The 11,034-nt window shown below is 60.5% G+C and carries 8 protein-coding genes; 6 read left to right on the forward strand and 2 right to left on the reverse strand.

The window, feature by feature from the left end:
- Window positions 1-206: 206 nt before the first annotated feature.
- The gene (locus tag ACYSMN_RS20245) at window positions 207-1,724 is read right to left on the reverse strand and encodes a catalase (RefSeq protein ID WP_488925731.1); all 1,518 of its coding nucleotides are present in this window, start codon (window positions 1,722-1,724) and stop codon (window positions 207-209) included.
- A 105-nt stretch (window positions 1,725-1,829) separates the two neighbouring features.
- Between ACYSMN_RS20245 and ACYSMN_RS20250 the strand changes: the two genes are divergently transcribed.
- From ACYSMN_RS20250 to ACYSMN_RS20265, 4 genes are all read left to right on the forward strand, one after another.
- Window positions 1,830-2,759: a LysR substrate-binding domain-containing protein gene (locus ACYSMN_RS20250; protein WP_488925732.1), complete on the forward strand. Its 930-nt coding sequence runs from the start codon at window positions 1,830-1,832 to the stop codon at window positions 2,757-2,759.
- Between the two features lie 192 nt (window positions 2,760-2,951).
- Window positions 2,952-3,632 carry a hypothetical protein gene (locus tag ACYSMN_RS20255; protein WP_488925733.1) on the forward strand — a complete coding sequence of 227 codons (681 nt, stop codon included), beginning with the start codon at window positions 2,952-2,954 and terminating at the stop codon, window positions 3,630-3,632.
- A 52-nt stretch (window positions 3,633-3,684) separates the two neighbouring features.
- On the forward strand, window positions 3,685-4,794 hold the full coding sequence (locus tag ACYSMN_RS20260; RefSeq protein WP_488925734.1) for a sensor histidine kinase: 1,110 nt from the start codon (window positions 3,685-3,687) through the stop codon (window positions 4,792-4,794).
- A complete protein-coding gene (locus tag ACYSMN_RS20265) occupies window positions 4,724-5,476 on the forward strand; it encodes a LytR/AlgR family response regulator transcription factor (protein WP_488925735.1) in 753 nt (250 codons plus the stop codon). Before ACYSMN_RS20260 ends, ACYSMN_RS20265 begins: the two co-directional genes overlap by 71 nt.
- Before the next feature lie 8 nt (window positions 5,477-5,484).
- Here the strand turns inward: ACYSMN_RS20265 and ACYSMN_RS20270 are convergent, their stop codons facing one another.
- Window positions 5,485-6,747, reverse strand: a complete 1,263-nt coding sequence (locus ACYSMN_RS20270; protein WP_488925736.1) for a DUF4386 family protein — start codon at window positions 6,745-6,747, stop codon at window positions 5,485-5,487.
- Between the two features lie 122 nt (window positions 6,748-6,869).
- On the opposite strand from ACYSMN_RS20270, the gene ACYSMN_RS20275 reads away from it, so the two are divergent.
- Window positions 6,870-7,901, forward strand: a complete 1,032-nt coding sequence (locus ACYSMN_RS20275; RefSeq protein ID WP_488925737.1) for an AraC family transcriptional regulator — start codon at window positions 6,870-6,872, stop codon at window positions 7,899-7,901.
- 373 nt (window positions 7,902-8,274) lie between these two features.
- Window positions 8,275-10,710: a TonB-dependent receptor gene (locus tag ACYSMN_RS20280; protein ID WP_488925738.1), complete on the forward strand. Its 2,436-nt coding sequence runs from the start codon at window positions 8,275-8,277 to the stop codon at window positions 10,708-10,710.
- Window positions 10,711-11,034 lie beyond the last annotated feature (324 nt).

The following is an 11,034-nucleotide window of genomic DNA, read 5'->3' on the forward strand; positions in this document are numbered from 1 at the left end:
GGGCCTCTCCGCTTGACTTGCCACCAAACCCAAAACCCAACCCCCCCCACCCCCCCTCCCCTTGGGGAGGGGGGCGCAAGACAAAAGACCCGTAAGAACCCCCCCCTCTCCGGGGGGGGAGGGGCCGGGGGTGGGGTTGCACAACCAACAGCAAAGGCCGCTCCAGCAATCTGGAGCGGCCTTTCTGTTGGCAATACGAAGCAAGTCTACACGGCGGCTTCAACGGCCTGCGGGTGCTGGACTGGCATCTCGGCATCGACGCCCAAGCCTTTGGCAATGGCCATGCCCAGGCGGATGTCAGCGCGGAACCAGTGGCAGAGCTGGCGCTGGATGATGAGGTCTTTCTTGGGGCCCGCAATGCCGCTCATGGCGCCCACGATGTTGTCGATGAGGTTGCGCTGGGCTTGCGGGTCGAGGAGGCGGAACAAGTTGCCGGGCTGGGTGTAGTGGTCATCGTCGCCGGGGCCGGCGTTGCGGTCGTAACGGTCAGCGAAGGCGCTGTCCAGCTTTTCCACCGGCTCGCTCACCGTCTTGTCTTCCTGCGGGCCGTCGAAGGAATTGGGGAAGTAGTTGGGGCCGCCGCCACCATTATCGCCGAGGGCCATGAGGCCGTCGCGCTGGTAGTTGCTGAAACCGTAGGGGCAGGCATTCACGGGCAGGTGCTCGAAGTTGGCGCCCAGGCGGTAGCGGTGCGCGTCGGGGTAGCTCAGGATGCGGCCCTGCAGCATTTTGTCGGGCGAGTAGCCGATGCCGTCCACCACGTGGGCGGGGGCGAAGGCGGCTTGCTCCACGTGAGCGTGGTAGTTCACGGGCACCTCGTTCAGCTCCATCACGCCCACTTCCTGCAACGGAAACTCCCCCTGGGGCCACACTTTGGTCAGGTCGAAGGGGTTCCAACGGAAGGTGCGGGCCTGCTCCTCGGTCATGGTCTGGATGAACAGGGTCCAGCGCGGGAAGTCGCCGTTGTCGATGGCGTCGAGCAGGTCGTGCTGCGCAAAGTCCGGGTCTTCGCCTTTCATGCGGGTGGCATCATCGGCGGTGAAGTTCTTCACGCCTTGCTGGGTGCGGAAGTGAAATTTCACCCACACCCACTCGTTGGCCGCGTTGATGAGCGAAAAGGTGTGCGAGCCGTAGCCGTGCATGTGGCGGTAGCCGTAGGGCGTGCCCCGGTCGCTCATCAGAATCGTGACCTGGTGCAGGCTTTCCGGGTTCAGGCTCCAGTAGTCCCACATCATCGTCGGCGACTTGCGGTTGCTGCGCGCCTCACGCTTCTGGGTGTGAATGAAGTCGGGGAATTTGGCTGGGTCCTTCACGAAGAACACCGGCGTATTGTTGCCCACCAGGTCCCAGTTGCCATCCTCGGTATAGAATTTCAGCGCGAAGCCACGCGGGTCACGCTCGGTATCGGCGGAACCTTTCTCACCGCCCACGGTGGAGAAGCGGGCGAACATGCGGCACTCGTTGCCCACTTTGCTGAACAGCTTGGCGCGGGTCAGGTGCGTGATGTCGTGGGTGACGGTGAACGTGCCGTATGCGCCCGAACCTTTGGCGTGCACCACGCGCTCGGGAATCCGCTCCCGGTTGAAATGAGCTAGCTTTTCGTGCAGGAAATAATCCTGGAGCAGCAGCGGCCCCCGCGCCCCCGCCGACAGCGAGTTCTGGTTGTCGTGGATAGGCCGGCCCGCGGCCGTCGTCAGCTTCTTGGGTTGAGTTGATTCTTCCATGGGGTGAAAGTTGAGCTAGTGGTGGAAAGCAAAGGTGAACAGTAGCTTTGTATAAGAGAAATCAATAGTTTTTATAGTAGTATAGCCACAGATTATATTTGCGGCATGACCGTACAGCAGCTCGAATACCTCGTTGCCTTAGATACGCACCGGCAGTTTGTGCTGGCCGCTGAGAAATGCTTCGTCACGCAGCCCACGCTTAGCATGCAGTTACAAAAGCTGGAAGAGGAACTGGGCGTACTGCTTTTCGACCGTACCACGAAAGGCGTGCGGCCCACCGCCGTGGGAGCCAAGGTGGTGCAGCAAGCTCGGCAGGTGTTGCGTGAAGTACAGCAGTTGCGCGAAGTGGTGCAGCTCGAAAAGGGTGAATTAGTGGGTGAATTGCGACTAGGCATCATTCCCACGCTGGCGCCCTACCTCGTGCCGCTGTTTCTGGTGGAGCTGGTGCAGCGCTACCCGCAGCTGCAAGTGCGGGTCGAGGAGCTACAGTCGGCCCAGATTATGCAGCGCCTCAAAGACAATCAGCTCGACATCGGCCTGCTCGTGACGCCGCTGGACGACCGGCAGTTGCACGAGGTGCCGGTGCTGGAAGAGCCTTTCTTAGGCTACATTTCGCAGGACCACGCGCTCTACAGCCACGCCACCATCACGCCGCAAGACATGGGCGAGCCGGGCTTGTGGCTGTTGCAGCAGGGTCACTGTTTCCGGCATCAGGTGCTCAATATTTGCTCCCCGCCACCCACCGCGCCGGCCCGACCTTTCACCTACGAAAGCGGCTCCATCGAAACTCTGAAAGAGCTGGTGCGCCACAACCACGGCTACACGCTGGTGCCCGAGCTGTCGGTGCTCGCGGAGCTGGACAACCCCATGGTGAAACGGTTTGTGGCGCCCGAGCCGGTGCGCGAAGTGAGCTTAGTAGTGCACCAAGGCTTCGTACGACTCCCGTTGCTCGACGCCCTCCGCGACGGTATTCTGCGCCAGGTGCCGGAGCGGCTGCACGCGGGCAAAGCCGGGCAGAAAATTCGGTGGCGGTAAGGTAGGAGTGGCTGGCCGGGCGCTGCAATTCACTGGGCTACTCGCGCAGTCTGCGGGGCTGGTTTTACAGTTCACGGCGGCGGGCTGGAAGCCGGTGCAGGCGAGGCGTATTCTTGTACAGCAACCCCGCTAGCAGCAGCGGTGGGGCTGCCTGTCAAGGGTCCAACTTTCCTCACCTCCATCAACCTCGCCATGAAACGTTTCTTCCTGTTCTTCGCCCTCGTAGCAGCCAACTGCCAGCCGCTTTTCGCCCAAACTACCACCGACACCGAGCCTAATGAGGCCTGGTCTCGCACCCAAGGCTTTGTGGGCGTGGGCGTGGTGGCGCCGCAGCTGCGTAGCGGCCAAGCTTTGTTAGCCAACAAAGCCCGGCGGGCCGCCGAGGGCAGCTACTCCAACCAGAGCGGCTGGGTGTTCGAAATTGGGTTCTACAAGCCGGTGCGCAAGGTGCCAGGACTGATGCTGGGCGCCAACTTCAAGTTCGCGCAAACCGGCTCTACACCCGATGCCGGCTACGAGGAAGGCTACTTCTTCAACCCGGGCATGGCTGGGCTGACCGCTAAGTACTACCCGCTCCGCAAAACGCCGCTCAAAAACTTGTTCGTACGCGGCCTGGGCGGCGTGTCGGTGCTGACGGAGAAGACCCGGTTTGTGAATGCCGAAGGCCAGCAGAACTTCTTTCATCAGTTTGGCGTGGGGCGGGCCGGTATGCTGGGCTTGGGCTACGCAGTGGGCCTGGGCCGGGAGAAAAAACGCTTCATAGATGCCTCTGTGAACTACGAGTTCCACAACACCCGCGTGGAGGTCAACGGCATCGGCGACGACAACTGGAAGTTTGGCGCGTTGAGCGGCGTGCTGACGGTAAATTTCTGATTCTGTGCGTACTTTACCTGTCGCCGCCGGAGTCGGGGTGCTTCGCTCGCTTATGAAACAGCTTCAGAAATACAGCCTGCTGGTATTCACTGGCGCGCTCATCTACCTGCTGGGCCGCTACTTCGTGATGCCCACTGAGGAACTGTTCCATTTCCAGACTAAGAGTTACGTGTTTGGTATACTGGCCATTCTCACGATAATTGCCAGCTGGGATGGTACAGCGCTGCTGTACCGCGCCTTCCGCAACGTGCTGTTCGTGAACCTGACGGCGGCGCAGTGGATTACCATTTTCACGTTTGTGAGCGTGGTATACGCCTCGCTCCTAACGGTAGTGATGGTGAAGGTGCAGTTGGCGCTGCTGGCGGGTTTGTTTCGCTGTCCGCCCGGTACTCTCCCCACCGACGACAAGCAGCTCTTCCTGACCGTGCTGCTGTTTTCGCTGCTCACGGTAGCCGTGAAAGGCATCGGCATCTTCTTCGAGCACTGGAAAAACTCCCAGTTGCTCACCGAACAGCTCACCCAGGAAACCATCCGCTCCAACTACGAAGCGTTGAAGAGTCAGGTCAACCCGCATTTCCTCTTCAACAGCCTGAGCGTACTTACGGCGCTGGTTTATAAAGACCAGGACCTGGCCGCCGACTTCGTAATGCAGCTCTCCAAAGTGTACCGCTACGTGCTCGACAGCCAGCACAAGGAGCTGGTGCCGCTGCGGACGGAGCTGGATTTCGTGGAAGCGTACTTTTTCCTGCACACCATCCGGCACGGCGACGGCCTGACGTTGGACGTAGAGCTGCCCGATGCTCTCTGCGCTTCTCAGTTGCCCCCACTGGCCGTGCAGATGCTGGTAGAAAACGCCATCAAGCATAACCGAATCGCGCCGGAGTCGCCGCTGCGGGTTCATATTTACGCAGCCGATGACTACCTCGTGGTGAGCAACAATCGGCAGGCCCGCACCAAGCCCGAACACTCCACGAAGGTGGGGCTGGCTAATATTCGTAAGCGCTACGCTCTGTTGCACCCGGCCCCGGTGGCCGTGGAAGCCACCGACCACGAATTTATCGTGCGCCTTCCTTTGCTGCTGCCTACTGCCTATGAAAGTATTGATTCTGGAAGACGAAGCCCTGACCGCCGACCGGCTAATTGGGCTGCTGCGGCGCTATAGCCCCGATGTCGAAATCCTGGCCGTGCTGCCTTCGGTGGAGAAAGGAGTACAGTGGTTCGAGCAAGGCCAGCGGCCCGACCTCATCTTCGCCGACATTCACCTCAACGATGGCCTGGGCTTCGAAATCTTCGAGTCGGTGCGCACCTACGCGCCTGTCATCTTCACCACGGCCCACGAAGACTATGCCCGGCAGGCCTTCCGCGTCAATAGCATCGACTACCTGCTCAAGCCCCTGGCCTTCGCCGACCTGGCCCGCGCCCTGGATAAGTTTCTACAGCTACCGCAGGCTACGCCGGTGGCCGCACTGGCTCCGGCGGCCGGTGTCAACGCGCCCAATACCAGCTTCAAGCAACGGTTTCTGGTGAAAATCGGGCAGCAGCTCAAGTATGTGGCTGTGGATGAGCTGGCCTATTTTCATTACCAGGAAGACACCGTGTGCCTCGTGACGCGCACCGCCGCCAGCTGGCCCGTCGACTATACCCTGGACCAGCTCGAAAGCATGGTGGACCCGAAGGTGTTTTTCCGGGTGAGCCGCAAGTTTCTGGTGCGGCTGGAAGCAGTGCATAAGATTCACCTGTATTTCAATAGCCGCCTGAAACTGGATCTGCTACCCGCCGCGCCCACCGAGGTAGTAGTGAGCCGCGAGCGGGTAGCAGACTTTAAGAGCTGGCTGGATGCCTAACGGCCGGCCTAGCGCAGCGTGAAAGAATAGCTGATGCCCGGCGTGGGGTTGAGGCGCGGGCGGTGGCCCGGCCCTACCAGCGCCGCCACGCCCAGCCGCACGTTCAGCCCGCGCGCCACAAACCACCGGAAGCCCACCTCGGCTAGGGCGCCATTATCGTTTTTCCACTTCTGGTCGAAGCCGCGCACGTAGGAGGCAGATGCGTAGGCCGAGGACGGTTCGTGGCGAGTGGAGCGAACCGGGAGAAACCAGTAGGAAACACCCGTGCGCACGAATGAAGTGGTGACGTTGGTGCCCTGCTCGTTTTTGGAAATGATGGTGGGGTAGTACCCCACGTGCACCGACACCCGCCGCACCCGGTACTCCAACCCCACCGACGGATTACGGAAGCCGTTGATGCTCAACTCCCGCGGCGAAAAGGCGTCATCAGAAGACTTGGCCTTGCGAGGCTCCGTTTGAGCGGCGGCGCTGCCGGCCAGCAACAAACCAGCCACTACCAAGGCTGCGTGAGCCGGGCGCCGAACTGCGCTTGATGCCTGCACTGTGGCAACGGCCGTTTGAGCGGCCAGCGTCCGGCCGCTGCGCCACACGTAGAATCCGAGTAGCATCATCCAGACAATCAGGAGTGACGCGCCCACGGCCACAATCTGCGCGGCCGGAGCCCAGCCAAGTCCTTCGAGCATGCCCAGCAGCGTGCCCACGGCACTCAGCACGCCCAGCCCGATGAACCAGCGCGGAAAAGCCAGCACCGGCCGCAGCGCCAGCGCCAGCAGCAGCGCCCAGAGCCCCAGGAACAGGAAGCCCAGATGCTCGCCCACTGAAAATCCCAGGTACATATGAAAGGCTTCAAACACGACCTGCACTGCCTCACGCGTGGCGGGGCTGCTGCTCGGGTTGGCGTAGGTACCGGCTAGTGAAGGCACCAGAAACACCCACCGCAGATATCCGAGCGTGTTGAACAAGCCGGCCAGCACACCCACCGCCGTCAGCAGGCCCCGGTACCGGACGCGCAGCTGCTTCAGGCAATAGTAGAGCAGCAGAATGGCGAGCAGCGTGAGGATGGAGCCGGCCGTCATACCGTACCAGAGGCCGGCTACGGAAGGCATGGCGGCGTGCAGAGTTAGAATACGGGCCGGACTCTCACGGAGCACGTCGGGGTAGTGCAGGGTTTGGCGCAGCAACTCGAAGCAAACGAGGAGCAGCAGGCCCGCGGCCAGCAACAGGGCGCCGGTGAGGCGGAAAGGGGCTTCGGATTTTGGGGTCGTTTTCATGAGGATGTCGTGGAATAAGAAGGTGAAACCAACGACACAAAGGTGGATTAGCCGCGGCTCGGTAGCCGTAGCCGAAGGCGCCAGATGCTGAGCATTTTGCGCCACGCTGCTACCTTGGCGCCATGCACATAGCCGCCAGCCTCATCCGCGACATTCTCTACGGCGCCGTGCAAGCCGGTGCGTCCCTCCCCGACCTCACCCGCGCCGTTGGCCTCGACCCCGCCGAGCTGCAAGCCGCCGACGCGCATTACGACCTGGCGATGGTGCAGGCCGTGTGGCAGGCCGCCCTCCAATACTCCGGCGACCCGCTGCTGGGCCTCCATACCGGCGCGCAGGTCAACTTTGCGGCCATCGGGATAGTGGGCTTCACCATGCAAAACAGCCCCGACGTGTACACCGCCCTCGACCGGGGCAGCCACTACGCCTCCATGTACAGCAGCCTGCTCAATATTCAGCTCACGCGCTCCGACCGGGCCGGGGTGGTGCTGTTTGAGCCGTTGCCGGTTTTTGCCGAAACTTGCCCGGTGGCGGCGCGCCAAGCCGTGGAAAGCAGCATGGCTTTCGTGGTAGAAGCCGTGCGCAAGCTAGCCGCCACGCCCGTGCATCCGGCAACTGTTCGGCTGGCTTTTCCCAAACCCCCAATAGCGCAGCTGCCAGACTACGCGGCAGTGTTTGGCAACGGCCTGGACTTCGGCGCCGCGCAAAACACGCTCACGTTTTCCCTCAGTGACTTGCAACGGCCCGTGGTGAGCTACAACGCGGCCCTCTTTCAACTCCTCGATCAAGAAGCCGAACGGCTGCTCCAGCTACAGCACCAGGCCGCGCCGTTTGGGCAGCAGGTGCGCCAAGCACTCACCAGCCTTTTCAAGCAAGGCTACCCGAGCATGGACGCCGTGGCCCGCGAACTGGGCGTCAGCTCCCGTACCCTGCAACGCAAGCTCCACGACGAGCAGACATCCTACCAGAAGGTGCTCGAAGATTTGCAGCACGAAGTGGCCCGCCAGTACCTGCGTCACACCAAACTCACGGTGGCGGAAATTGCCTACCTGCTCGGCTACTCCGAGCCTGGCGTATTCACCCGCGCGTTCCGGCGCTGGGCCGGGCAGAGCCCGTTAGCTTTCCGTGAGCAGGCCGCTAGAGCCGCTGAGGAATAGGGTTTTTCCTGTAATTGTCATGCGCAGCTTGTTCGCTCTGCTCTCGGACTGGGTATATAGTGCCTATATTGATTTGCCTGCAAAACGGGCGCCGCTGCCCGCATTTCACTTTTGCATAAAACCAAGTGCCGGTCTGCCTGCCGCTGCCGCCGCGAAACTTCCGAGCAGATTCTCCGCCAGCAGAACACCTAGGAATATAGTGCCGCACCCCGGCCCTTACCCACCCGCTCGCCACTTTCGGCGCCGACGATTCACCTTTCCCTTCTGTCGGTTGGCTGCCGCAGTTCGACGGTTGGCGGGCTGGGCCCTTCCCGCTGCGGTGGGGGCCGGATAGCTTTGATTCATCAGTCAGCCATTTCAACCCCCTGAACTCATGAATCAGCTCTTCCTTTCCCTCGCTCCTTTGTTGAATTGGAACCTGCTGTTCCGGCCGCGGCTACTGCCTAGTTTTGGTGCATTGCTACTGGTTTTGCTGACGGCACCTGCTAGTTGGGCCCAAACGCCCACCCAAACCGTCCGCGGTACTATTCTGGATGCCACGGCCAAAGCTCCCGTTATTGGTGCCACGGTGGTGGTACTCGGTGTGGAGCCCGCTCTGGGCGGCACCACCGATACCGATGGCCGCTTCCGGCTGTCGGGAGTGCCAGTGGGCCGCGTGAAACTGCGCGTTACGTCCATTGGCTACGAAGATCTGCTGCTAAACGAAGTGACCGTGACGGCCGGCAAAGAAGTGGTGCTCGATCTGAGCCTGATTGAGCGGCTCACCAAGCTCGACGAGGTGCAAGTAGTGTACCGCCGCAGCGAAGACCGGACCGTGCCCAACAACGAAATGGCAACCGTGTCGGCGCGGCCTTTTTCGCCCATCGAAGCCAACCGCTACGCTGGTGCCCTCGGCGACCCGGCTCGCATGGCACAGAACTTTGCCGGTGTGGTAAGCTCCAACGACACCCGCAACGACATCATCGTGCGCGGCAACTCACCGGCTTCGCTGCTGTGGCGGTTGGATGGGGTCAACATTCCCAACCCCAACCACTTTGGCGCCCTGGGTACCACGGGCGGACCCGTGAGCCTGCTCAACAACAACCTGCTAGCCAAGTCCGACTTCTTGACCGGTGCTTTTCCGGCTGAGTACGCCAACGCGCTTGGTTCCGTGTTTGACCTGCGCCTACGCAAAGGCAACGACGAAAAGCGGGAGTTCCTGGGCCAAGTAGGCTTCAACGGCGTGGAAGTAGGAGCCGAAGGACCTTACAGCAAAAACTCCAAAGCCTCCTACCTCATCAACTACCGCTATTCGGTGTTTTCGCTACTCAAAAGTGTGGGCTACGAAATTGCTGGCACTCCCAACTACCAGGATTTCACGTTCAAAACCGACGTACCCGTTGGCAACCGCGGCAACCTGAGTGTCTGGACCATCGGCGGCCGCAGCAACATCGATTTTCTAGGCGAAGATGTGGACCCCGAAGAGGAAGATGTGTACGGCGATGATGCCAGCAATTCCCGCAACAAGTTTTTCAATGGCATGGCGGCAGCCAGCTACGAGCATCGCCTCACCGACCGTACTGTGGGCCGCCTTACGCTCTCGGCCTCGCGCATCACTCAGCGTTTCGAGCAGGACACCATTCTATTTACCAACGCGGGCGAGGTGCAAGCCACCCTGCCGGCGGAACGTAATAAGTTTGAACAGGAGAAAATGTCGGCCAATTTGAGCGTGAGCCACAAGTTCAGTGCCCGCAACAACGTAACAGCTGGCGCCATCGTGGATCTGCTCCAGTACGACTACGCGGGCACGCAACTCTACCCGGTGGCCTACACCGAGCGTGATTCCAAAGGCAACACAGCCCTTTCGCAGGTGTACGGCCAATGGAAGCACCGCTTCAACGACCAACTCACGCTCAACGCCGGCGTGAGTGCCTCGCGCTTCGAGTTGAACGGCAGCACCGTGGTAGAGCCGCGACTTGGTTTGCAGTACCAAGCCTCGCCGAGCAGCACCATTAGCGTCGCTTACGGCCTGCACAGCAGCTTGTCGCCGCTGCTCACTTACTTCTACCAGAGCCGCCAGCCCGATGGCTCCTCCGTGCTCACCAACAAAGACCTAGGCTTCACCCGCAGCCACCACTTTGTGCTGGCCTACGACCGGCAGCTCTCTGACAACCTGCGCCTGCGCGCCGAAGGCTACTACCAAAGCCTGTTTGACGCCCCCGTAGAGCGCACGCCCAGCTACTTCTCCGGCCTCACGGAAGGCACCGACTTCGGCCCTACCAATAAAGGCAACCTTGTAAACGAAGGAACCGGCCGCAACTACGGCGTAGAGCTGACCTTGGAGCGCGCCTTCGCCCAAGGCTACTATTTCCTGCTCACTACGTCGGTTTTCGATTCCAAGTACAAGGGCAGCGACGACGTAGAGCGCAACACCCCTTTCAACACCAAGTTTGTGGCCAATGCCTTGGTGGGCCGCGAGTTCAAAGTGGGCCGCAAAGACAACACCTTCACCGTGAGCCTCAAAGCCGCCACCACTGGCGGCCGCTACATCACGCCCATCAACTACGAAGCTTCCAGCCAAGCCGGCACCGCCGTGTACCAGTACGACCGGGCCTTCAGCGAGCAACAAGACCAATACTTCCGCGCCGATATCAAGCTAGGCTACAAAATCAACCGCGCGCGTCTCACCCACGAAATAGCCGTGGACTTGCAGAACGTGTCGAACAACGAGAACGTGTTTCAGCAAGCCTACAACCCGCGCACGCAAAAAATTGGGACGGCCTACCAGCAGGGTTTTCTGCCCGTTCCCTTTTATCGACTCACCTTCTAAGTCGAGCTTGTTCGGCCCGAGAGGTCCGCCACCCGAGAGGTCCGGTTCTGCCCCGGACTTCTCGGGTTATTTGTGCTTTTCTAGGTTGATGAAGTTACTGCTGTGAACCTGCGAAGCTTGCAATAGCATAGTAGCTGGTTCTACGCAAAAGCCTGTAGCCAGAAAAACGGAAGTTGCTTATTACAGTTGGGGTTGCATCAAGTGATATAGTGAAGCAGGCCAAATAGCTACTGCCAATACTACCCACCTACAACTAGACACTAATCAATTACATTAAGCTATTGTTATCCTGCAAAATGCCACTATATTGAACTCACCTTGACT

The sequence above is a fragment of the Hymenobacter sp. M1-2 genome (assembly GCF_057808495.1).

Bases quoted from the DNA above. Each gene is read 5' to 3' on its own strand.
- ACYSMN_RS20255 (WP_488925733.1), top strand. From the start codon at position 2,952: ATGAAACGTTTCTTCCTGTTCTTCGCCCTCGTAGCAGCCAACTGCCAG.
- ACYSMN_RS20270 (WP_488925736.1), bottom strand. From the start codon at position 6,747: ATGAAAACGACCCCAAAATCCGAAGCCCCTTTCCGCCTCACCGGCGCC.
- ACYSMN_RS20245 (WP_488925731.1), bottom strand. From the start codon at position 1,724: ATGGAAGAATCAACTCAACCCAAGAAGCTGACGACGGCCGCGGGCCGG.
- ACYSMN_RS20260 (WP_488925734.1), top strand. From the start codon at position 3,685: ATGAAACAGCTTCAGAAATACAGCCTGCTGGTATTCACTGGCGCGCTC.
- ACYSMN_RS20275 (WP_488925737.1), top strand. From the start codon at position 6,870: ATGCACATAGCCGCCAGCCTCATCCGCGACATTCTCTACGGCGCCGTG.
- ACYSMN_RS20265 (WP_488925735.1), top strand. From the start codon at position 4,724: ATGAAAGTATTGATTCTGGAAGACGAAGCCCTGACCGCCGACCGGCTA.
- ACYSMN_RS20280 (WP_488925738.1), top strand. From the start codon at position 8,275: ATGAATCAGCTCTTCCTTTCCCTCGCTCCTTTGTTGAATTGGAACCTG.
- ACYSMN_RS20250 (WP_488925732.1), top strand. From the start codon at position 1,830: ATGACCGTACAGCAGCTCGAATACCTCGTTGCCTTAGATACGCACCGG.